Raw genomic sequence first — 21,653 nt, forward strand, 5'->3', positions numbered from 1 at the left:
GGACCTCGCCCAGCGGCTATCGGCCCGGCTCAGGCCTGCTCGCGGGCGGCGGCCTGGTGGGTGAGGGTCTGCCAGAGGGCGTCGATCTGGGACTTCAGGTCGTCGAGGGTGCCGGAGTTGTCGAGGACGTGGGTGGCGACGGCGCGGCGCTGCTCGCGGGTGGCCTGGTTCGCCATCCGGGCGCGGGCGTCCTCCTCGGTCATGCCGCGGCGGGACGTCAGCCGGTCCAGCTGGGTCTCCTCGGGGGCGTCCACGACCACCACGGCGTCGTACATGCCGGCCAGGCCGTTCTCCGCCAGCAGCGGGACGTCGTAGACGACGATCGCGTCGGCGGGTGCGGCGTCCATCAGCTCCTGCATCCGCTCCCCCACCAGCGGGTGCACGATCGCGTTGAGCGCGGCGAGCCGGTCCGGGTCGGCGAACACGATCCGGCCGACCTTCTCCCGGTCCAGGGCGCCGGACGGCAGCAGCACGTCCTCGCCGAACTCGGCGACGACCGCGGCGAGGCCCGGGGTGCCCGGCTCGACCACCTCGCGGGCGATCTTGTCGGCGTCGATGACCAGCGCGCCTCGCTCGTCCAGCCGCGCGGACACCTCGCTCTTGCCCGACCCGATCCCGCCGGTGAGTCCCACTTTCAGCACGCGCCCACCCTAGCGGTCGCGGGTTTCAGGAAGTCTCGGCGGGGATGAGGGTCTTGCGCATGTGCACGAACGTCAGGTGCCCGGCGACCCGCTCGCGGTGCGTCTCGGCGTAGCCGAGGCGCCGGTACAGGCGCAGGTTGCCCTCGCTGAGGTGCCCGGTGAACAGCACGCAGGCGTCGGCGCGGCCGGCGACGGCCTCCTCCAGCGCCCGCATCAGCCGTCCGCCGATGCCGCGGCCCTGCATGTCGGGCGCGACGACGAGCCGCCCGACCAGGCAGGTGTGGTCGCTGAACTGGGCGCGGACGGCACCGACGAGCCGGCCGTCCAGCACCGCCTTCAGCACCACCGCGTCCCCCTCCAGCACCTTGCGCATCTGCTCCAGCGACTCGACCAGCGGCGGGATGAACGGGTCGCCGTACAGCTGCGCCTCGGTGACGTAGGCGGCGCGCTGCAGCGTCAGTACTTCTCCGGCGTCGGCCGGGGCCACCGGCTCGACCGAGACCGTCGGCTCGCTCATGCGCCCGACCCTAGCGGGCCCGGCGCCCGCGGGCGCCGTCACGTCCCGACCCGGACGGTGACCGCGACGGGATAGTGGTCGGAGGCGTCCGAGCGCACCACCTCGTGGTCGGAGAAGACGACCCCGTCGGACCCGAAGATCCAGTCGATCCGCTCGCCGTCGGCGGTGGTGGGCGAGGCGTCGCCGCCGAGCGCGGCGCTGCGCAGGTCGGTGCCGGTGCTCATGTCGGCCAGTTCGGGGCTGTCGGGCCCGGCGTTGAAGTCGCCGCCGATGACGGTGCGGGGAGCGCCGGCCCACGCCCGCAGCAGCGCCCCGACCTCCCGGGAGCGCTCCTCGGACTTGTCCTCGCCGACCTCCAGGTGCGTGGACCACACGTCCATGGTGGTGCCGCCGACGCCGAGCCGCGCCCACACGTAGCCGCGGATCTGCGACCAGTCGTCCTTCGCCATCCGGCCGGTGCCGGAGCCCTTCACCGGCAGCGAGGTGAGGATCGCGTTGCCGAACTGCCCGTCGGCGGCCGGGCCCCAGATCAGCTTCATGCCGAGGCGGCGCGACAGCCACACGCCGACGTCGGTGGTGCCCGACAGCAGCGACCCGCGGCCGGTCTCCTGCAGCAGGACGACCTGCGCGCGCTGCGCCTCGATCGTCCGGGCGATCCCCTCGGGGTCCAGCCGGCCGTGCTGGTCGACGGCGTCGTGGACGTTGTAGGTGAGCAGCCGCACCTGCCCGGGCGTTCCCGCCCGCGCCGTCCCGTCGGGGGCGGCGACGGTGAACACCAGCGTGCCGGCGAACAGCACCAGCGAGGCGCCCCCGGCGATGAGGGCCCGCAGCGGGGCCCGCGCGGGCAGCGGGCCGCCCCGGGCCGCCGCGATCGCGGCGAGCGCGCCGAGCAGGATCCCGGCGAGTCCGGGCAGCAGGTTGTTCGGGAACGGCAGCGGCGTCACCGCGCTGACCTGGTACGGGACGAGGACCACCGCGACCAGCAGGCCGCCGAGGGCCGCGGCGGCGTCGATCCGCCAGACCGGGCCGCCGGTCCCGGCGCGGCGTAGCGGCGCCCGGCAGGCCACCGCGAGCAGCCATGCCGCCAGCACCTGCCCGGCGACCACGATCGGCACGACCTCGACACCGGAGACCGCGTAGGTGCCGGCGACGGCGCCCGCGCCGACTCCGAGGAGGGTGCCGCCGAGCACGCACACCCCGCCCGGCACCGCCCGCACGGCGAGGCCGGAGGCCAGGAACGCCAGCGCGAGCCCCTGCCCGACGACGATCGTGGCGTGCGCGGCGGTCAGCGACATCCAGCCGGACGACGCGACGAACGCAGGGCTGGACAGCACCAGCACCTGCAGCGCCAGGAACGGCCCGAACGCCGCGGCGCCCAGGGCGTCCCGCCAGGTGATGCCCGGCGCGGCGACGGCTCCGGACGCGAGCTCGCGGTAGAGGGCCACGCCGCCGAGGCCGACGAACACCAGGCAGACCAGCCACGGCCAGACCCCGGCCCGCCAGACCGGGTCCCAGGTGGCGAAGCACATCCGCACGGCCGCGTCGGCGGCCAGCCCGGCGACGGTGGCGGTGGCGAACCCGACGCCGGACAGGCCGCGGGCGCCCTCGTACAGCGCCGCGACCGCGATCATGCCGATGGCGGTCGCGGCGAACGCGAGCCAGGCCTGCGGCGCGACGGCCTGCGCCAGCAGCCGGACCGCGAACAGCCCGCCGATCCCCGCGAGCAGCAGCCCCCGCGCGCCGGCGGCGCGCCGGATCAGCGGGGCGGCGAACCCGGCGAGGTACACCACCGCCACGACGGCGGCGGCAAGGCCGGTGCCCGTCCCGTCGGCGAAGTGGTCGATCTGGGGAAGGGAGAAGCGCAGGGTCTGCGCCAGCACCGCGACGGTGGTGGCGATGAGCGTCAGCCGTGCCGGGCCCTGCGGGACGATCGACGGTCCCGGCGCTGCCGGGCCGCCGGTCTTGGTACCTACCTCTGTGCTGGCCAATTGAACGAGTGCTCCCGGGGGACGAGCGGACCTACGGGGGGTGTGCGGCGGGCGGTTCTGGGCCCCTGGGGACTCTACGGCCCCGGCGGGCACCGTGCGGGCGGAACCGGACACGAGCGGAACCGGTCACGTCGGAGGGTGAAACCGGTCACGGCCGGAGGCGATCCGCAGATCGCGCTCCGGCCGTGGCCAGTACAACCTCTCAGGGCGGGCCCGGACCCCCGGCCGCCGCCCGGACGGGCGTGGCCGGCGGGTGGCCGGCCGCCGCGCGCACGCCTGGGCGTGCGCGCCGGTCAGTGACGGGTCACTGGCCGCCGGACAGCTTCTCCCGCAGCGCGGCGAGCGCCTCGTCGGTGGCCAGGGCGCCACCGCCGGACTCGCTCTCGCCGCCGCCGGAGTAGGAGGTCTCGCCGCCGCCGCCGGTGGTGGTGGCGGCGGGACCGCCGGTCTCCGCCTCCGCCTCGGCCTTGCGGGCCTCCTCGATCTGCTTGCGGTGCGCGTCGAAGCGGGTGCGCGCCTCGGCGTACTGCCGCTCCCAGGTCTCGCGCTGCTCGTCGAAGCCCGGCAGCCACTCGCCCGTCTCGGCGTCGAAGCCCTCGGGGTACTTGTAGTTGCCCTGCTCGTCGTACTCCGCCGGCATGCCGTACAGCGTGGGGTCGAAGTCCTCTTCCTCCATGCTGGCGGCGCCCTCGTTCGCCTGCTTGAGGGACAGGCTGATCCGGCGCCGGTCGAGGTCGATGTCGATGATCTTCACGAAGATCTCGTCGCCGACCTGGACGACCTGCTCGGGGATCTCCACGTGGCGCTCGGCCAGCTCGGAGATGTGCACCAGGCCCTCGATGCCCTCCTCGACGCGGACGAACGCGCCGAACGGCACCAGCTTGGTGACGCGGCCCGGCACGACCTGCCCGATCTGGTGGGTGCGGGCGAACTGCTGCCACGGGTCTTCCTGGGTCGCCTTGAGCGACAGGGAGACGCGCTCGCGCTCCATGTCGACGTCCAGGACCTCGACCGTGACCTCCTGGCCGACCTCGACCACCTCGGAGGGGTGGTCGATGTGCTTCCAGGACAGCTCGGAGACGTGCACCAGTCCGTCCACGCCGCCGAGGTCGACGAACGCGCCGAAGTTGACGATCGACGAGACGACGCCCTTGCGGACCTGGCCCTTCTGCAGGGTGTTGAGGAAGGTCTGGCGGACCTCGCTCTGCGTCTGCTCCAGCCAGGCGCGGCGGGACAGGACCACGTTGTTGCGGTTCTTGTCCAGCTCGATGATCTTGGCCTCGAGCTCGCGGCCGACGTAGGGCTGCAGGTCGCGCACGCGGCGCATCTCCACCAGCGAGGCGGGCAGGAAGCCGCGCAGGCCGATGTCGAGGATGAGGCCGCCCTTGACGACCTCGATGACCGTGCCGGTGACGATGCCGTCCTCGTCCTTGATCTTCTCGATCGTGCCCCAGGCGCGCTCGTACTGCGCGCGCTTCTTGGACAGGATCAGACGGCCTTCCTTGTCCTCCTTCTGGAGGACGAGGGCCTCGACGTGGTCTCCGACGGTGACGACCTCGTTGGGGTCGACGTCGTGCTTGATGGAGAGCTCACGCGAGGGAATGACGCCCTCGGTCTTGTAGCCGATGTCGAGGAGGACCTCGTCACGATCGACCTTGACGACAGTGCCCTCGACAATGTCGCCGTCGTTGAAGTACTTGATGGTCTCGTCGATCGCCGCGAGGAAGGCTTCCTCGGACCCGATGTCATTGACCGCTACCTGCGGGGTGGTCGAGGTGGCCTCGGTGCTGCTCGTCATGTGTCGGCTGGCTCCGGTACGGACATGGAAGTCGTATGGGTTGTGCGCGGAGGGCCGTCCGCCCTGCCGAGAACCGGAAGGAACGCGGTGGTGACCGCGTCAGTGAACCGAACCGATGTCGCCGACCTGACCGAGCGCGAGCCTGCTCCGTCCGAAGCGCGCGCAGGCCCACAGCGCAGCGATCAGGATATGGGACGCGGCGCCCCTGGTCAATCCGGTGCGCGCGCCGCCGGCCGGCGCGCGCTCAGTAGACCCGCGCCCAGGCCCGGTACGGCTTGCCCAGCCGGTCCTCGAGCATATTGGGAAACGTCACCGTGTTCGGGTCTCCGTCAGAGGTGTACCGCTCATCGGGGTGCTTGTCCAGGTAGTCCAGCCAGGCCGTCGAGCAGTACTGCTTGCAGTCGTCCTCTTTGATCTTGCCCTCGGACCGCACCCGGTCGATCGCCCACCGGTCGAACTTGGCGTCGAACGGCGACATCGACGGCCGCCACCCGGCCAGGAAGATCCCCTGGAAGGCGTACGAGCCGTCCTTCTTCTCCGCCCACGCCGCCTTGTGCGGGGCGACGCCGAACGGGTAGGCGAACGTCGTCGTGTGCGTCCCGGTCGCCTTGACGATCTCGTCCTCCATGCCGCCGATCTCCTTGTACACCTCGTCCTTGGACAGGTGCGACAGGTCGGGGTGCGACATGGTGTGGTTGGCGATCTCGTACCCGTGCTGGGCGAGCCACTTCAGTCCCGCCCCGGCCTGCACGCCGTCCATCCCGAACAGGTCCTTGTTCAGGTAGAACGTCGCCGCCGGCCGGAACCCCGGGTTCTCCCGGGCGACCTGCTCGATGACCCCCACCGCCGTGTCGGGCCTCGGGTTCCCCTGCGGGTCCAGCCCGAAGTGCCCCGGCGTGCTGTCGTCGAAGGTCAGCACCACCGGGTGCTTCCCGGCCGGCACGTCGATCCAGCCCTTGACGAACTGGGCCGCGGTGATCGGCACGTACCCGCCCTTGGCGAGCCGCGTCAGCTCGTCGTACAGCTCCTTGGTCGAGCGGTCCAGCGACAGCTGCGGCTTGACCATGATCCGGTGGTACATGAGCACCGGGATCTGGCCCAGCTCGTCCGCCTTGGCCTGCACCGCCGCGGGCGCCGCCGCCGCGAGCCGCGCGGGCACCGCCGCGCTCGCCGGCGCGCTCGCGGACGCCGCCGGGGCGCCCGGCGCCGGAGGCCCGGACGGGCGGCCGGCCGCGGCCGCGCGCTCGTCGCGCGCCGCCCGCGCCGTCGCCCCGGCCTGCGCCGCGGTGGCGCCCTTGCCGCGCTCGCGCCGCTCCCCTGGCAACGTCAGTCCCAGGATCACGGCGCAGACGACCACAACTCCAGCGATCTTGTGAAGGAGAGGCACGTTTCCCCCGCCGGTAGACCCGAACAGGACCAGGGGGACAGCGTACGACCCCCCGGACATCAACGGACACCCACCGGCGTACCCGAATGATCTCCACAGACCACTCCAGTGCCGCCCCGCATCACACCAAGTGTGAAACCCCCCGGTAAACCCGGACACCCCACCCGCAGGCCGCCCACAGCAGGCATGAGAAGATGCCCCGCGCCCAGCCGGGCACGGGGCACCGAACACCCTGATGACCAGCGACAACACCGACGGCCGTCACGCGAGCGCGTTACCTGACCGGTGGGGTCGAAGCCGAAGGCGAGCCCCCACCGGGAAGCTCGCGAAGCGAGGCCGCGCTCGCCCCAAGCAGGGTCAAGGGACGAGCCGCCAGGCGAGCCCCTTGGGCCGGGATTGCATCAATGCGCAGCGTCCTGCCAGGTGCGGCCGGTGCCCATGGAGACGCTCAGCGGGGCGCGCAGCGCGTAGGCGCCCGCCATCTGGTCGCGGACGAGCGAGGTGAGCTCGTCGAGCTCGCCGGCGGCGACCTCGAACACCAGCTCGTCGTGGACCTGCAGCAGCATCCGGGACTTCAGGCCCGCCTCGCGCAGCGCGCGGTCGACGTTCAGGCTGGCGACCTTGATGATGTCGGCGGCCGATCCCTGGATCGGGGCGTTCAGCGCCATCCGCTCGGCCATCTCGCGGCGCTGCCGGTTGTCGGAGTTGAGGTCGGGCAGGTAGCGGCGGCGGCCGAGGATCGTCTCGGTGTAGCCGTCCTGGCGGGCCTTGGCGACGATGTTCCGCAGGTAGTCGCGGACGCCGCCGAACTGCTGGAAGTACTCCTCCATCAGGCCGCGCGCCTCGTCCGGGGAGATCCGCAGCTGCTGCGACAGCCCGTACGCCGACAACCCGTACGCCAGGCCGTAGTTCATCGCCTTGATGCGGGCGCGCAGCTCCGAGTCGATCTGCTCGGGCGGCAGGCCGAACACGCGGGAGGCGGTGATGGTGTGGAAGTCGGCGCCGGTCCCGAACGCCTCCAGCAGCGCCTCGTCCTCCGACAGGTGCGCCATGATCCGCAGTTCGATCTGGGAGTAGTCGGCGGTCAGCAGCGACTCGTAGGCGAACTCCTTCTGAGGGGACGACCCCCCAGACCCCCCGGACGCTCCGCGGCTCGTGCCGACCACGAACGCCTCGCGGATCTGCCGGCCCTCGGCCGTGCGGATCGGGATGTTCTGCAGGTTCGGGTCGGTGGACGACAGCCGCCCGGTGGCGGCGATCATCTGGTTGAAGGTCGTGTGGATGCGGCCGGCGTCGTCGGCCATCGGGATGAGCGAGTCGACGATGCTCTTGAGCTTGGCGACCTCGCGCCAGCGCAGGATGTGCTCCAGGACCGGGTGGCCGTCCTTCTCCAGCAGGGTCGTGAGGGCCTCGGAGTCGGTGGTGTAGCCGGTCTTGGTGCGCTTGGTCTTCGGCAGGTTCAGCTCGTCGAACAGCACCTGCTGCACCTGCTTGGGCGAGCCGAGGTTGAACTCGTGCCCGACGGCGGTGTGGGCCTGCTGCTCCTGCTCCTTGACCTGCCCGCCGAGCGACGCCGACAGGCCCGCCAGGTGGTCGGCGTCGACGGCGATGCCGGCCCGCTCCATGCCGGCCAGCACGCCCACCAGCGGCAGCTCCACCTCGTGCAGCAGCCGGGTCGCGCCGCGCTTGTCGAGGTCCTGGTCGAGGACGTCGGCGAGCTCGGTGACGGCGCGGGCGCGGACGGCGAGCGCCTCGGCGGCCTCCTCCTCGCCGGAGCCGTCCAGGGTCAGCTGCCCGGAGTCCTCGGTCTCGCTGCGCAGCTCGCGGTGCAGGTACCGCAGGACGAGGTCGGCGAGGTCGAACGTCCGCTGCCCGGGCAGCGCCAGGTAGGCCGCCAGCGCCGTGTCGCTGGTGACGCCCTCCAGGGACAGGCCGCGCGCGGCGAGCGCCAGCATCGGGCCCTTGGCCTCGTGGACCGCCTTCGGCTTCGCGGGGTCGGCGAGGTAGGCGGCCAGGGCGCGCTCGTCGTCCTCGATCAGCTCCGCCGGGTCGAGGTGGACGGCGGGCCCGTCCTTGGACGCCAGCGCGAGCGCGGTGATCTCGCCGGTGCCGCGGCCCCACGTCCCGGCGACGGCGACGCCGAGCCGCCCGCCGGCGTTGGCGTCCAGCCAGGTGCCGAGCGCGCCCGGCTCCAGCGCGTCCAGCTCGACCTCGAAGCCCTCGTCGGCCTCCGGCTCGGCCGCCGACAGCGAGGAGTACAGCCGCTCGCGCAGCACCCGGAACTGCAGCGAGTCGAACAGGGTGTGGATCTCGTCGCGGTCCCACTGGCCCATGGTCAGCTGCGGCGGCGTCAGCTCCAGCCCGACGCTGGTGTCGAGCTTGTTGATCTGCTGGTTGCGCAGCACCCCGGCCAGGTGCTCGCGCAGGTTGTCGCCCGCCTTGCCCTTGATCTCCTCGACCTTGGCGACGAGGGTGTCGAGGTCGCCGTACTTGGTCAGCCACTTCGCGGCCGTCTTCGGGCCGACGCCGGGGACGCCCGGCAGGTTGTCGCTGCTCTCCCCCACCAGCGCCGCCAGCTCCCGGTACCGCTCGGGCGGCACCCCGTACTTGGCCTCGACGGCGGCCGGGTCCATCCGGGCGAGCTCCGACACGCCCTTCACCGGGTACAGGATCGTGACGTGCTCGTTGACGAGCTGGAACGCGTCCCGGTCGCCGGTGACGACGAGGGTGTCCAGGCCCGCCTCGGTGGCCTGCACCGACAGGGTGGCGATGATGTCGTCGGCCTCGAACCCCGCGACCGACATCCGCGGGATCCGCAGCGCGTCCAGCACCTCGAAGATCAGGCTGACCTGGCTGCGGAACTCGTCGGGCGTCTTGGCCCGGCCCGCCTTGTACTCCACGTACTGCTCGTGCCGGAAGGTCGGCTCGCTGCGGTCGAACGCCACCGCGATGTGGGTGGGCTGCTCGTCGCGCAGGACGTTGATGAGCATCGAGGTGAAGCCGTACACCGCGTTCGTCGGCTGCCCGTCGGTGGTGGAGAAGTTCTCCACCGGCAGCGCGAAGAACGCGCGGTAGGCCAGGGAATGCCCGTCGAGCAGGAGGAGCCGGTCACGCTTGTCAGGGGTCGCTGGTGTGTTCGCCACACCAGGACTCTAGTCTGCGCGTACGACAGTTTTGTGGAGGCGTAAGTGAGCGACACCGACGGCCTGAGCCGCGACGACCTGGCCGCGAAGATCCTTTCCGGGGAGGGGATCGAGGCCCGCGGGGACCTGGCCAAGGCGATGGGCGTGGAGTACCTGGAGGTGTCCGCCGAACGCGTCGTCGGCCGCATGCCCGTCAAGGGCAACACCCAGCCGTACGGGCTGCTGCACGGCGGCGCCTCCTGCGTCCTCGCCGAGACCCTCGGGTCCGCCGGGTCGGCGATGCACGCCGGCCCCGGCCGCATCGCCGTCGGCATCGAGCTCAACGCCACCCACCACCGCTCCGCGACCGAGGGGTACGTCACCGGCGTCGCGACCCGCGCCCACGGCGGCCGGACCCTCGCCACCTACGACATCGTCATCACCGACGAGCGGGACCGCCGGGTCTGCACCGCCCGCCTCACCTGCATGCTCCGCGACGCGCCCGCGGCCTGACCCCGCCGCGAACGCGCAGGGCACCCGCCCGCGCCCGCGTCCCGCCCGTCCCCCAACGCCCGATCCGCGGCTTTCTTTGCGATCGACCGGCCGGGGTCTGTAGCGTGGATCGGAACGGCCTGGGATCACCGAGTAGACAACGCACGCGCCCGCGAGGGCCGTACGGCCCCAAAGGTGATCCCAGGCCCGACACATGTCACGGGACGATGCGCATGTCACGGGACGATCCCAGGACGTCCCATGATCTGGCGCACGCGGCGGACACCGTCCTACCGTGCGGGCCATGCGGCCCCTTCCGGCACAGCGCGCGGCGGCTCGGCGCGTAGTGATGACCGTCCTGCTGCTTGCGCCGCTCGTCCCGCTGGCGTCCGCGTGCGGAGGCCACGACGACGACCACTACCGCGTCCCCGCCCGCGCCGTCCGCGACGGCGAGCACCCGCTCCCCTACCGCGAGGTCAGCGACGGGCAGGTCGTGTTCGCCGCCATCGGCCTCAGCACCGGGCTCACCACCATCACCGGCAGCCACGCCGACCTGCCGTCCCGCCTCGGCGGCTTCACCCGCGTCCGGATGCTCGCCGAGAACCGCTACGCCACCTTCCACAAGATCGACCTCGACCGGCAGCTGCTGGTCACCTCGCGCGGCGCCTACCCGCCCGACGTCGACGCGATGCGGGTCAAGCGGCAGCCGACCGACATCGAGCTCGGCTCCCACGACCGCCTGGAGTTCGACCTGATGTACGACGTCCCGAAGGGCGCCCGGATCGAGGCGCTGCGGCTGTACTCCTCGCCCACCGACGGCCTCGGCGTCGAACTGCCGCACGACCCCGGGGCGGAACTGCCGCTGCGATGAGCGGCGGCCCCGCCCCGGGGTCGTGGCACGGCTCCCGGTCAGGCGTCCTTCGCGCCGTTCGCGGCGCCCGCCTCACCGGCCTCGGACGCCTCCTCCTCGGACGCCTCCTGCTCGGATCCGCCCTTCGCCGCCTTGCCCAGCGCGACCCCGCCGGGCCCGGCCGGGGCAGGGCCCGCGCCGCCGACGTCGCCGCCCAGGTACGCCGCCCGCACCTGCGGGTCGTCCAGCAGCTCCGACGCCGGAGCCGACCGCACGATCCGCCCCGTCTCCAGCACGTACGCCCGGTGCGCCAGCCGCAGCGCCTGCTGCGCGTTCTGCTCCACCAGCAGGATCGTCGTGCCGCGCCGGTTGATCTCCTCGATGATCGAGAAGATCTGCTGCACCAGCATCGGCGCCAGCCCCATCGACGGCTCGTCCAGCAGCAGCACCTTCGGCTTCGACAGCAGCGCCCGGCCGATCGCCAGCATCTGCTGCTCACCGCCCGACATCGTGCCCGCCGCCTGCGTGCGCCGCTCCGCCAGCCGCGGGAACAGCTCGTAGGCCTCCGCCAGCTCCTTGGAGTGGTCGTCCTTGCGGGCGTACGCGCCCATCAGCAGGTTCTCGTGCACCGACATGCCGGGGAAGATCCCCCGGCCCTCCGGCGCCTGCCCGATGCCCGCCAGCACCCGCCGGTGCCCCGGCATCGACCCGATGTCGGCGCCCTCGAAGAACACCGACCCCGACGAGCAGGTCCGCAGGCCCGAGATCGTCTTCAGCGTGGTGGTCTTCCCCGCGCCGTTCCCGCCGATCAGCGAGACGATCTCGCCCTCGTCCACCTGCAGCGACACGCCCTTGAGCGCCTCGATCTTGCCGTAGTGGACGTGCACGTCCTTCAGTTCAAGAAGCATCGGCCGGAGCCCCCAGATACGCCTCGATGACCTTCGGGTCGTTCTGCACCTCGGCGGGCAGCCCGTCGGCGATCTTCTGCCCGAAGTCCAGCACCGCGACCCGGTCGCTGATCCCCATCACCAGGCCCATGTCGTGCTCGATCAGCAGCACCGTCCGGCCGTTGTCGCGGATCTTGCGGATCAGCTCCATCAGCGCGATCTTCTCCGCCGGGTTCATCCCCGCCGCCGGCTCGTCCAGCAGCAGCAGCTTCGGGTCCGTCGCCAGCGCCCGCGCGATCTCCAGCCGCCGCTGGTCGCCGTACGGCAGGTTCTTCGCCATGTCGTGCGTGCGGTGCGACACCCCGACGAAGTCCAGCAGCTCGCGCGCCAGCGCCTTGCCCTCGCGCTCGGCCCGCCGGTGCCGGGGCAGCCCGAACGTGACGCTGATCAGCCCGGCGTTGTGGTGCGCGTCCGCGCCCACCTGCACGTTCTGCTCCGCCGTCATGTTCGGGAACAGCCGGATGTTCTGGAACGTCCGCGCCACGCCCCGCTTGGTGACCTGGTACCGCTTCAGCCCGTTCAGCCGCCCGCCGTCGAACGCGATGTCGCCGGACGTGGGCCGGTACACCCCGGTCACCGTGTTGAACACCGTCGTCTTGCCCGCGCCGTTCGGCCCGATCAGCGCGAAGATCTCGCCCTCGCGCACCGTCAGGTCGACCGCGTTCAGCGCGACGACGCCGCCGAAGCGCATCGTCAGCCGGGACAGCTCGAGCAGCACGCCGCCCGACCCGCCGCCCGCGGCACCGGAAACCTCGCTCATCTGCTCCCCACCTCGGCCTCCGGGCCGGGACCGCCGGCCGTGTCGATCTCGGCGCCCAGGTGCCCCATCCCGCCGCCGCCCTCGGCCATCTCGGCCTTGCGCTGCCTCGACGGGATCAGCCCCTCCGGACGGAAGATCATCATCGCCACCAGGATCGCCCCGAACGCCAGGTCGCGGTAGTCGGCCAGGCCGCGGAACCGCTCCGGCAGCCACGCCACCAGGAACGCCCCCACGATCACGCCGGGGATGTTGCCCGCGCCGCCCAGCACCACCGCGGCCAGGATCGTCGCCGACAGCAGGAACGGGAAGTTCGCCGGCGCCACGTAACCGGTCTTCGCCGCGAACACCACGCCCGCCGCACCGCCGATCGCCGCGCCCGTCGCGAACGACAGCAGCTTGAACTTGAACGTCGGCACGCCCATGATCTCGGCGGCGTCCTCGTCCTCGCGGATCGCCGTCCACGACCGGCCGATCCGGGACGCCTCCAGCCTCTTCGAGAAGATCACCACCAGCACGATCACCGCGACCAGCAGGTAGTAGTAGGGCCGCGCGTCCCTGATCTTGTAGGTGAACAGGTCCACCCCGGCGAACCACACGCCCTCGTGGCTCGGCGGATGCGGGATGTTGTTGATCCCGCGCGTGCCGCCCAGCCAGTTCGTGTTCTCCGCGACCTTCCGGACGATCTCCCCGAACCCCAGCGTCACGATCGCCAGGTAGTCGCCGCGCAACCGCAGCGTCGGAGCGCCCAGGATCACCCCGGACACCGCCGCCAGCACGATCCCGCACGGCAGCAGCGGCCAGAACCCGATCCCGTGCTTCACCGCCATCGTCGCCATCGTGTACGCGCCGATCGCCCAGAAGGCCACATAGCCCAGGTCGAGCATGCCCGCGTACCCGATCACCACGTTCAGGCCCAGCGCGAGCAGCACGTAGATGCCGATCGGATAGAACAGGATCGTCTGCCAGGACGACTCCGGCGACATCGCCGGCGCCAGCCCCTCGTACGGCAGGAACAGCGCACCGACGATCAGCAGGACGTACACCGCCCACCGCTGCCAGCCGGGCGCCAGGTCCCACCGGGACCGCATCCGCTCCAGGGGGGAGCCGAGCGCACCGCGCCGCTCCGCCGCGTCCGTTGTCTTGTTCGTCTTGTCGCTCATGCGCGCGCCTGCTGGAGGGACTCACCGAGGATGCCGGTGGGACGGAACAGGAGGATGACCACGAGAAGCGTGAACGCGATGACGTCCTTCCACTCGGAGCCGAAGATGGAGCCACCGTAGTTCTCGATGAGCCCCAGCGTGAACCCGCCGACGAGGGCGCCGCGCAGGTTCCCGATGCCGCCGAGCACCGCCGCGGTGAACGCCTTGATGCCGAGGATGAAGCCGATGTTGAACATCGTCTGCTGGTAGAGCAGCGCGAAGAAGAAGCCGGCCGCGCCCGCCATCAGGCCGCCGACCAGGAAGGTCACGACGACGACCCGGTCGATGTTCACCCCGAGCAGCACCGCCGTCTCGGGGTCCTGCGCGGTCGCCCGGATGCCCCGGCCGAGCTTCGAGGCGTTCACGAACCGGTCCAGGATCACCATCATCACGATCGCCGCGACGAAGATCAGCAGCTTGTCGTTGCGGACGTCCCCGGAGCCGATCGAGAACAGCGTGTCCTTCTTCATCAGGTCCGGCACGTGGATCGGGTCGCGGCCGCCGCCGTGCCCGAAGAAGTGCGGGATCACCGACGTCGCGAACAGCTCCTGCAGGAACAGCGACGCGCCGATCGCGGAGATCAGCGCCGCCAGCCGCGACGCCCCCTTGCGGCGCAGCGGCCGGTAGGCGATCAGCTCCAGCAGCAGCGCCGCCCCGCCGGAGGCGACCATCGAGGCCACCAGGCACGCCAGCAGCACCCCCACCAGCGCGATGCCGGTGTAGGGGCCGTTGTCGAAACCGACGACCTGGATCAGGGTCAGCCCGCCGAACGTGCCGATCATGAAGATTTCCGAATGGGCGAAGTTGATGAGCCGGAGCACGCCGTAGACCATCGTGTAGCCGAGCGCGACCAGCGCGTAGATCGAACCGACGGTCAGCCCGTCGACCGTGTTCGCCCAGAACTGGGATGTGAAGTCGTGGAGCACAGAGGGTTCCTCAAGAAAGAGGGGGCGGGAGCGCTGTGGCGCTCCCGCCCCGCGCCGGAGGACCGGCGTCCGTCCTGCGTCGTGGCGGGCCTAGCTCACTCGGGCTTGACCTTGGAGGCGTCGCCGAGGAACTTCAGCTTCCCGTCGACCACCTGGAACATGTAGATGGTCTTGACCTCGATCTCGCCGTTCGGCGCGAACTTGACCGGCTTCGACACGCCCTGGAAGTTCACCGTCTTGAGGTAGTCGTTGACGTCCGCGGTCGTGGTCTTGCCGGCCTTGAAGGCGTCCAGGATCGCCGTCGTGGCGTCGTAGCCCTCGGCCGAGTACGTGCCCTGGTCCTTGTGGAACGCGGCCTTGTAGTCGGTGATGAACTTCGCGACGGCCGGGTTGTCGGCCGACGGGTTGATCGACTGGCAGGCGCACGAGACCAGCGCGCCCTCGGCCTGCTTGGTGCCGGCGCCGTCGACCAGCTTCTGGTCCAGCGCGCCGTCGTCGGAGACGAACTTGGCGGTCACGCCGCCGTCGCGCAGCTGCTTGAGCAGCTTGTCGCCGCCGTTGTAGTAGCCGCCGAAGAAGATCGCGTCCGGCTTGACCGACTTCACCTTGTTGACCGTGCTGGAGTAGTCGGTCGCCTTCGGGTCGATCTTGTCGCGCTGCGGCGTGACGCCCGCCGTCTGCACCGCGGAGAACACCTTGTCGGCCAGGCCGACGCTGTACTCCTGGTTGTCGTCGATGACGAAGACCTTCTTGGCGCCCAGCGTCTTGACGATGAAGTCGCCGTCCACCTGGCCCTGCGCGTCGTCGTTGGAGATCAGCCGGTGCCAGAACTTCCAGCCGTTCTTGCCGAGCGCGGTGGAGGTGGCCGAGGGGGAGATGTTCGGGATCTCCGCCTCCTCCAGGCTCGGGACCGTGGCCTTCGACTCGCCGGAGAACACCGGGCCGACGACCGCGGTGACGTCGTCGTCGATCGCCTTCTGGACCTGGCCTGGCGCGACGGCCGGGTCGCCCTTGGTGTCGTAGATCTTGAACTTGACCTTCTTCTTCGGGTTCGTGGCGTTGTACTGGTCGATCGCCAGCTTGACCCCGTTGGAGATGTTGATACCGAGCTCAGGGGAGTTGTCGCCGGTCTGGACACCGATGTAGGCGATCGTCAGATCCTTGCCGCCGCCGCTGTCTCCCGAACCGCAGGCGGCGGCGCCGAGCGCCATCACCGCACCCAGCGCGATCGCGCCGGTCACCCTCATCCTGTTGCGCCGCAAGGTGCCCAACCTTTCACATCCGGATCCGCACCGGATCGGGTACGAGTCATGCCCCGGGCGCCGACCATCCACGGAAGGAGATATCGGTCACGCAGGGACCAGCTATGTCGTACACCGTCGACCCGACCCAGAACAGCACCCCCGGATCGAAGGGTTATTGCTTCGTTACGCCCCTGTGCCCATCGGTTCCCCCGTTTTGCCAGGGATGATTACGGAGCGTTCCGACCATGGCCGGTCCGGGACGGACGCATTGGATCTTGACAACGCGCCGGATGACAGGGCAGGAAGTCAGCCCGCCGGGGACTCGTCGCCCGCGCCGGCCGCGCCGGCGGCCTCCCCGCCGCCACTGCTCGCGCCGCCGCTCGCGCCGCCGGTGGCGCCCGCCACCACGGCCTCCGCCACCGCCCGCATCGTGAGCCTGCGGTCCATGGAGGTCTTCTGGATCCACCGGAACGCGTCCGGCTCGGACCAGCCGTTCGCCTCCTGGAGCAGCCCCTTGGCCCGGTCCACCACCTTGCGGGTCTCCAGCCGCTCCTGCAGCCCGGCGACCTCCGCCTCCAGCGCCCGCAGCTCGGTGTACCGGCTCACGGCCATCTCGATGGCCGGCGTCAGGTCCGTCTTGGCGAACGGCTTGACGAGGTAGGCCATCGCGCCCGCGTCCGTCGCCCGCTGGACGAGCTCGCGCTGGGAGAACGCCGTCAGGATCACGACGGGCGCGATCCGGTCCGCCGAGATGCGCTCGGCCGCCGAGATGCCGTCCAGGACGGGCATCTTCACGTCCAGGATCACCAGGTCCGGCTTCAGCTCGCCGGCCAGCCGGACGGCGGTCTCCCCGTCCCCGGCCTCGCCCACGACCTCGTACCCGTCCTCCTCCAGCATCTCCTTCAGGTCCAGCCGGATCAGTGCCTCGTCTTCCGCGATCACAACTCGCCGAGCGCTCTCCACGCCCCCGACCCTACCGAAACCCGCTACCCTGGTCCCCGCCACCCCTCCCCGCCCTGCAGGGGAGAAGACCGCAAGCAAAACGGACAAACGCCCCGATAGCCCAACGGAAGAGGCGATGGTCTCAAAAGCCATAAAGTGTGGGTTCGAATCCCACTCGGGGCACTTCGCTTAAAAACGATGTCTTCTCCATCGGGCCCATCCCCGCCGATTCCGGCTTGCTCTGCCAGAGATGGATGCGCGTCCACCGTTCCACCGCCATTTGCGTCAGATGGATCGCCGACGCCAGCTTGATTGATCACCCGCCGCACCAGCCATCGAGCTCCGTCGTTGCCGGGCCAAGCTGGGGATCTCCGCTCCTGCGCAGAAAACTCACGCTCCGGCGGCCGGTTTTCCCTCGGAACAGGCGGAATCCCTTCTCACAAGATCCGACGGCCGCATCAAAAGGGACTGCCCTCGCTGCTTCGGCCGCCTCCTTGACGGCCAGAGCTACGCCTACCTGCTTGGCCTGTACCTGGGGGACGGCCACATCGTGGCCACGAACAAGGGGTGTTATCGACTCACCCTTACCTGCTGTGCCGCCTGGCCCGGGCTCATCGACGCCGCGGAGCAGGCGATGGCGACCGTCATGCCACTATCCAAGGTCGCCCGGCGCCCGGCTCCAGGAGCAATCGATGTGAACAGCCATTCAAAGCACTGGCCGTGCTTGTTCCCCCAGCATGGACCCGGGCGCAAGCACACGCGGAAGATCGAGCTGGCCGGGTGGCAGCGGGAGATCACGGATCAGTACACCGAGGAGTTCATCCGCGGACTGATCCACTCGGATGGCCGCCGGAGCATGAACCGCGTGCGGAGGCCGCTCAAGGGCGGGGATCGGTGGTACGAGTATCCGCATGAGTTCGTGGGGGCCAAGCACTGAGGGTTGACGTGGTGGCCGGAGCGTCGTGGAAATGAGACCCGGCGGTGATCAACGTGCGCGCGGCCGGCCGGGCCGGCCCTTGCGGGCCGGCGGCCGGGCCGGCGCGGGTGTCAGTGGCCTTCGCCGATGTTGAGGACCTGGAGGGCGTTGGTGGAGCCGGTGGTGCCGGGGGGCGAGCCGGCGACGACGACGACCCGGTCGCCCTTCTGGGCCCGGCCGAGTTCGAGGAGGGCCTGCTCGACCTGGCGGAACATGGCGTCGGTGTGGTCGACCTGGGGGACGATGAAGGTCTCGACGCCCCAGACGTGCGCCAGGCGGCCGCGGACGGCGGGGACCGAGGTGAAGGCCAGCAGCGGGATCGGCGAGCGGTAGCGCGACAGGCGGCGGGCGGTCTCGCCGGACATGGTGAAGGCGGCGAGGGCCTCGGCGCCGACGATCGCGCCGACCTCGGCGGCGGCGCGGGCGATGGCGCCGCCGACCGTCTCGGGCATGCGCTGCAGGGTGTGGGTGGCGTGCAGGGTGGCCTGCTCGGCGGTCTCCACGATGCGGCTCATGGTGCGGACGGACTCGATGGGGTACTGGCCGACGCTGGTCTCGCCGGAGAGCATGACGGCGTCGGCGCCCTCGAAGACGGCGTTGGCGACGTCGGAGGTCTCGGCGCGGGTGGGGCGCGGCGCGGAGATCATGGACTCGAGCATCTGGGTGGCGACGATGACCGGGCGGGCCTTCTCGCGGCACAGCTCGATGGCGCGCTTCTGGACCATCGGGACCTGCTCGAGGGGGAGCTCGACGCCGAGGTCGCCGCGGGCGACCATGATGCCGTCGAAGGCGGCGACGATCTCCGGGAGGAGCTCGACGGCCTGCGGCTTCTCGATCTTGCCGATGAGGGGGACGCGGACGCCCTCCTCCTCCATGATCTGGTAGCAGATGTCGGCGTCGGCGGGGGTGCGGACGAAGGAGAGGGCGACGAGGTCGACGCCGAGGCGCAGGGCCCAGCGCAGGTCGGTCTCGTCCTTCTCGGTGAGGGCGGGGACGCTGACGGGGACGCCGGGCAGGTTGAGGCCCTTGTTGTCGGAGACCATGCCGCCGACCCTGACGACGGTGCGGACGCGGGGGCCGTCGACGGCGGTGACCTCGAGGGCGACGCGGCCGTCGTCGATGAGGACGGGGTCGCCGGGGCCGACGTCGCCGGGCAGGCCGTGGTAGGTGGTGGAGACCTCGCGGCGGGTGCCGGGGACGTCCTCGGTGGTGATGGTGAACTCGTCGCCGAGCGTGAGGCGGACGGGGCCGTCGGGGAACCGCCCGATGCGGATCTTGGGGCCCTGCAGGTCCGCGAGGATGCCGACGCCGCGTCCGGTGGCCTCGGCGGCCGCCCTGATCCGGTGGTAGACCTCCTCGTGGACGGCGTGCTCGCCGTGGCTCATGTTGAGCCGGGCGACGTCGACGCCGGCCTCGACGAGGGCGTTGATCTGCTCCGTGCTGGAGCAGGCGGGACCGATGGTGCTGACTATCTTCGCTCGACGGGTCACGTCACAACCGTACTTAGTTACCCGCCGGTACTGATATTCGTGCAGGATGCGGTCGCCCAAGGTTCACCGAATGGTCTAGGTCAGAGGTCTAGACCATGGCGGCCGGATCACCGCTTGAAGGCCTCGACGGCGGCCTGGCAGAAGGCCTTGAGGTCGTCGGGCTTGCGGCTGCTGACGAGCACGTTCGGGCCGCCCTCGCAGACCTTGACCTCCGCGTCGACCCACGTCGCCCCGGCGTTGCGCAGGTCCGTCTGGAGGCTGGGCCAGGATGTCAGGGTGCGGCCCCGGACGGCGTCGGCCTCGATGAGCGTCCACGGCCCGTGGCAGATGACGGCGACGGGCTTGCCGGCGTCGAAGAACGCCTTGGCGAAGGCGACGGCGTTGGGCTGGGTGCGCAGGAAGTCGGGGTTGGCGACGCCGCCGGGCAGCAGGAGGCCGTCGAACTCGGTGTGGTCGGAGACGTCCACGGTGGTGTCGACGGGGAAGGTGTCGGCCTTGTCGAGGTGGTTGAAGGCCTGGAGGCGGCCGGACTGGGTGGAGACGAGGCGCGGGGTGCCGCCGGCCTGCTCGACGGCCTTCCACGGTTCGGTGAGCTCGACCTGCTCGGTGCCTTCGGGGGCGCAGAGGAAGGCGATGGACTTGCCCTGAAGATCGGTGGACATGTGGGGATACCTCCCGTTCGGTTCTCCGCCTCCCCTGCCCGGGCGGGCGAGTGGTATGCAGGAATGGTGAACCCGACGGGCTATCGCGAGGTCCCCGAGCGCGGGGCGGGGCTGGTCTGCTCGTGGACGGCGGCGCTGCCGGCGGGGGCGGAGCCGTTCGTGCAGCGGGTGGTGCCGGACGGCTGCGTGGACGTGATCTGGTCGGCGGACGGGATCCAGGTGGCGGGGCCGGACACGGGCCCGATGCCGGCGGCGGTGCGTCCGGGGACGCGGATGGCGGCGGTGCGGTTCGGGCCGGGGGCGGCGCCGCCGGTGCTGGGGGTGCCGGCGGACGCGTTGCGGGACGCGCGGGTGCCGTTGCGGGAGCTGTGGGGCGGTGCGGCGGACGGGCTGGCCGACGCGGTGGCGGGGGCGGGGTCGCTGGAGGCGCGGCGGGAGGTGCTGGTGGCGGCGCTCCGGGCGCGGGCGGCGCGGGTGGAGCCGGTGGATCCGCTGGTGCCGGCGGTGGTGGCGGGGCTGGCGGAGGGGTCGGTGCGGGACGTGGCGGACGCGCTGGGGCTGGGTGAGCGGCAGTTGCGGCGGCGTTCGCTGGCGGCGTTCGGGTACGGGCCGAAGGTGCTGCAGCGGGTGCTGCGGTTCCAGCGTGCGCTGGCGTTGGCGCGGTCGGGGGTGCCGTTGGCGGATGTGGCGTATGCGGCGGGCTTCGCCGATCAGCCGCATTTCGCGAACGAGGTGCGGGCGCTGGCGGGCGAGCCTCTCACGGCGCTCCTGTAGTTACGGCGCGTTGATGCGGGTCAGGGCTTGAGGCGGTCGTAGGCGCGCAGTGTCCTGAGGCGTTCGACGGTGATGAATCCGCGCCATTCGGGGCGGGTGACGGGTGTCCAGATGAGGAAGTCGACGTCCCAGCCGCCGTCGTCGTGCTGGGCGTCGATGAGGGCGTCGAGCGCGTCGCCGATGGCGTCGGCGGCGAAGAGGCGGTGTCCGTATCCGCCGGGTGCGGGGGCGAAGTCGAGGACGCTGTGGTGGTCGCTTGCGGCGTGGTGGGTGAGGGTGTCGCGGAGGCGGGTGAAGGTGGCTTCGGCGCGGTCGCGGTCGGGGACGTGGTCGAGGAAGGTGAGGGTGGCGAGGACGTCGTAGGGGCCGGGGTCGGTGTCCGGGTTTTCGAGGTGTTTCCAGCAGAAGGCTGTGGCGGTGTCGAGCCAGGAGTGGCGGGATCGGGCGCGGTGGAGCATGCCGGCGAGGGTGGCGGTGGGGTTGATGGCGCCGGGCGGGTCGTCGGCGGTCTGCCACCAGGGGGCGTGGGGTGCGTCGTGGACGGTGGGCAGGACGAAGGGCACTCCCCCGTCGGGTGCGGTGACGGCGGCGAGGTGGCCGGCGATGCGGTCGACGGCGGGGTGGTCGCCGGCGCGGGCCTGGTGGAGGACGTCGAGGGCGTGCTGGGCGGGGACGGGCTGGCTCGCTTCGCCGCGGAGGTCGGGTTCGAGGGCGTGGCCGTACCCGCCGTCGGGGTTCTCGTAGGCGGCGAGGGCGGCGAGGAGGGGTTCAGGGGCCGCGTCGCGGAAGTGGAGGGCGAAGCGGTGGCGGTCGATGAGGCGGGCGTTGAGCCGCATGAATTCCCAGGCGCGGTGCAGGTCGGTGGCGTGCAGCGTTCTCATGCGGCTCACCGTAGGGGGCGCCTGGTGAGGGGTCTTGCAGGAATCGGACGCGGCGGG

The 21,653-nt window shown here is 71.3% G+C and carries 19 protein-coding genes and 1 tRNA gene; 5 read left to right on the forward strand and 15 right to left on the reverse strand.

Annotated elements, in window-relative coordinates:
* Positions 1-29 precede the first annotated feature (29 nt).
* The 6 genes from coaE to polA all read right to left on the reverse strand — a co-directional run bounded on the left by coaE (position 30) and on the right by polA (position 9,474).
* A complete protein-coding gene (gene coaE / locus ACA514_RS20080) occupies positions 30-641 on the reverse strand; it encodes a dephospho-CoA kinase (protein WP_375042708.1) in 612 nt (203 codons plus the stop codon).
* Positions 642-666: 25 nt separating this feature from the next.
* Entirely contained in the window at positions 667-1,158 is a 492-nt protein-coding gene (locus tag ACA514_RS20085) for a GNAT family N-acetyltransferase (protein ID WP_375042709.1), read from the reverse strand.
* Between the two features lie 38 nt (positions 1,159-1,196).
* Positions 1,197-3,146 carry an endonuclease/exonuclease/phosphatase family protein gene (locus tag ACA514_RS20090; protein WP_375042710.1) on the reverse strand — a complete coding sequence of 650 codons (1,950 nt, stop codon included), beginning with the start codon at positions 3,144-3,146 and terminating at the stop codon, positions 1,197-1,199.
* Positions 3,147-3,450: 304 nt separating this feature from the next.
* Entirely contained in the window at positions 3,451-4,944 is a 1,494-nt protein-coding gene (gene rpsA / locus ACA514_RS20095; RefSeq protein WP_375042711.1) for a 30S ribosomal protein S1, read from the reverse strand.
* A 244-nt stretch (positions 4,945-5,188) separates the two neighbouring features.
* Complete coding sequence (locus ACA514_RS20100; protein ID WP_375042712.1) at positions 5,189-6,286, reverse strand: polysaccharide deacetylase family protein; 1,098 nt, start codon at positions 6,284-6,286, stop codon at positions 5,189-5,191.
* Positions 6,287-6,732: 446 nt separating this feature from the next.
* Positions 6,733-9,474, reverse strand: coding sequence for a DNA polymerase I (polA, locus tag ACA514_RS20105; protein WP_375042713.1), 2,742 nt, complete (start codon positions 9,472-9,474; stop codon positions 6,733-6,735).
* A 138-nt stretch (positions 9,475-9,612) separates the two neighbouring features.
* Here polA and ACA514_RS20110 point away from each other — a divergent pair, with 138 nt between their 5' ends.
* Together ACA514_RS20110 and ACA514_RS20115 are read left to right on the forward strand one after the other, a co-directional pair.
* Positions 9,613-9,966 (forward strand): PaaI family thioesterase, encoded by a 354-nt coding sequence (locus ACA514_RS20110; RefSeq protein ID WP_375042879.1) that lies wholly within the window; start codon positions 9,613-9,615, stop codon positions 9,964-9,966.
* A 283-nt stretch (positions 9,967-10,249) separates the two neighbouring features.
* A complete protein-coding gene (locus ACA514_RS20115) occupies positions 10,250-10,816 on the forward strand; it encodes a DUF4352 domain-containing protein (RefSeq protein WP_375042714.1) in 567 nt (188 codons plus the stop codon).
* Between the two features lie 38 nt (positions 10,817-10,854).
* Here ACA514_RS20115 and ACA514_RS20120 read toward each other — a convergent pair whose 3' ends face one another.
* The 6 genes from ACA514_RS20120 to ACA514_RS20145 all read right to left on the reverse strand — a co-directional run bounded on the left by ACA514_RS20120 (position 10,855) and on the right by ACA514_RS20145 (position 16,813).
* Positions 10,855-11,703, reverse strand: coding sequence for an ABC transporter ATP-binding protein (locus ACA514_RS20120; protein WP_375042715.1), 849 nt, complete (start codon positions 11,701-11,703; stop codon positions 10,855-10,857).
* Positions 11,693-12,502: an ABC transporter ATP-binding protein gene (locus tag ACA514_RS20125; RefSeq protein ID WP_375042716.1), complete on the reverse strand. Its 810-nt coding sequence runs from the start codon at positions 12,500-12,502 to the stop codon at positions 11,693-11,695. Before ACA514_RS20125 ends, ACA514_RS20120 begins: the two co-directional genes overlap by 11 nt.
* Positions 12,499-13,662 carry a branched-chain amino acid ABC transporter permease gene (locus ACA514_RS20130; RefSeq protein ID WP_375042717.1) on the reverse strand — a complete coding sequence of 388 codons (1,164 nt, stop codon included), beginning with the start codon at positions 13,660-13,662 and terminating at the stop codon, positions 12,499-12,501. The genes ACA514_RS20125 and ACA514_RS20130 overlap by 4 nt, the downstream gene beginning before the upstream one ends.
* A complete protein-coding gene (locus ACA514_RS20135) occupies positions 13,659-14,627 on the reverse strand; it encodes a branched-chain amino acid ABC transporter permease (RefSeq protein ID WP_375042718.1) in 969 nt (322 codons plus the stop codon). The genes ACA514_RS20130 and ACA514_RS20135 overlap by 4 nt, the downstream gene beginning before the upstream one ends.
* Positions 14,628-14,722: 95 nt before the next feature.
* Entirely contained in the window at positions 14,723-15,874 is a 1,152-nt protein-coding gene (locus tag ACA514_RS20140; protein ID WP_375042880.1) for a branched-chain amino acid ABC transporter substrate-binding protein, read from the reverse strand.
* 303 nt (positions 15,875-16,177) lie between these two features.
* Positions 16,178-16,813 (reverse strand): ANTAR domain-containing response regulator, encoded by a 636-nt coding sequence (locus tag ACA514_RS20145; RefSeq protein ID WP_375042719.1) that lies wholly within the window; start codon positions 16,811-16,813, stop codon positions 16,178-16,180.
* 110 nt (positions 16,814-16,923) lie between these two features.
* Here ACA514_RS20145 and ACA514_RS20150 point away from each other — a divergent pair.
* Together ACA514_RS20150 and ACA514_RS20155 are read left to right on the forward strand one after the other, a co-directional pair.
* Positions 16,924-16,996: transfer RNA gene (locus tag ACA514_RS20150), tRNA-Leu, on the forward strand.
* A 367-nt stretch (positions 16,997-17,363) separates the two neighbouring features.
* On the forward strand, positions 17,364-17,750 hold the full coding sequence (locus ACA514_RS20155; RefSeq protein ID WP_375042720.1) for a hypothetical protein: 387 nt from the start codon (positions 17,364-17,366) through the stop codon (positions 17,748-17,750).
* Between the two features lie 110 nt (positions 17,751-17,860).
* On the opposite strand, the gene pyk is transcribed toward ACA514_RS20155, so the two are convergent.
* Together pyk and ACA514_RS20165 are read right to left on the reverse strand one after the other, a co-directional pair.
* A complete protein-coding gene (gene pyk / locus ACA514_RS20160) occupies positions 17,861-19,279 on the reverse strand; it encodes a pyruvate kinase (protein WP_375042721.1) in 1,419 nt (472 codons plus the stop codon).
* Between the two features lie 107 nt (positions 19,280-19,386).
* Positions 19,387-19,941 (reverse strand): type 1 glutamine amidotransferase domain-containing protein, encoded by a 555-nt coding sequence (locus ACA514_RS20165; protein ID WP_375042722.1) that lies wholly within the window; start codon positions 19,939-19,941, stop codon positions 19,387-19,389.
* A 63-nt stretch (positions 19,942-20,004) separates the two neighbouring features.
* On the opposite strand from ACA514_RS20165, the gene ACA514_RS20170 reads away from it, so the two are divergent.
* Positions 20,005-20,715, forward strand: a complete 711-nt coding sequence (locus ACA514_RS20170; protein WP_375042723.1) for a helix-turn-helix domain-containing protein — start codon at positions 20,005-20,007, stop codon at positions 20,713-20,715.
* A gap of 20 nt (positions 20,716-20,735) precedes the next feature.
* Here ACA514_RS20170 and ACA514_RS20175 read toward each other — a convergent pair whose 3' ends face one another.
* On the reverse strand, positions 20,736-21,596 hold the full coding sequence (locus ACA514_RS20175) for a hypothetical protein (protein ID WP_375042724.1): 861 nt from the start codon (positions 21,594-21,596) through the stop codon (positions 20,736-20,738).
* Between the last annotated feature and the right edge of the window lie 57 nt (positions 21,597-21,653).

Source organism: Actinomadura sp. NTSP31 (genome assembly GCF_041951385.1).
GTDB lineage: Bacteria > Actinomycetota > Actinomycetes > Streptosporangiales > Streptosporangiaceae > Spirillospora > Spirillospora napierensis.

What these genes read in the sequence shown, in the direction of transcription:
- ACA514_RS20165 (WP_375042722.1), bottom strand. Translation starts at nt 19,941, where the DNA reads ATGTCCACCGATCTTCAGGGCAAGTCCATCGCCTTCCTCTGCGCCCCC.
- ACA514_RS20130 (WP_375042717.1), bottom strand. Translation starts at nt 13,662, where the DNA reads ATGAGCGACAAGACGAACAAGACAACGGACGCGGCGGAGCGGCGCGGT.
- ACA514_RS20140 (WP_375042880.1), bottom strand. Translation starts at nt 15,874, where the DNA reads ATGAGGGTGACCGGCGCGATCGCGCTGGGTGCGGTGATGGCGCTCGGC.
- ACA514_RS20110 (WP_375042879.1), top strand. Translation starts at nt 9,613, where the DNA reads ATGGGCGTGGAGTACCTGGAGGTGTCCGCCGAACGCGTCGTCGGCCGC.
- ACA514_RS20120 (WP_375042715.1), bottom strand. Translation starts at nt 11,703, where the DNA reads ATGCTTCTTGAACTGAAGGACGTGCACGTCCACTACGGCAAGATCGAG.
- ACA514_RS20125 (WP_375042716.1), bottom strand. Translation starts at nt 12,502, where the DNA reads ATGAGCGAGGTTTCCGGTGCCGCGGGCGGCGGGTCGGGCGGCGTGCTG.
- ACA514_RS20085 (WP_375042709.1), bottom strand. Translation starts at nt 1,158, where the DNA reads ATGAGCGAGCCGACGGTCTCGGTCGAGCCGGTGGCCCCGGCCGACGCC.
- ACA514_RS20115 (WP_375042714.1), top strand. Translation starts at nt 10,250, where the DNA reads ATGCGGCCCCTTCCGGCACAGCGCGCGGCGGCTCGGCGCGTAGTGATG.
- ACA514_RS20175 (WP_375042724.1), bottom strand. Translation starts at nt 21,596, where the DNA reads ATGAGAACGCTGCACGCCACCGACCTGCACCGCGCCTGGGAATTCATG.
- ACA514_RS20170 (WP_375042723.1), top strand. Translation starts at nt 20,005, where the DNA reads ATGGTGAACCCGACGGGCTATCGCGAGGTCCCCGAGCGCGGGGCGGGG.
- rpsA (WP_375042711.1), bottom strand. Translation starts at nt 4,944, where the DNA reads ATGACGAGCAGCACCGAGGCCACCTCGACCACCCCGCAGGTAGCGGTC.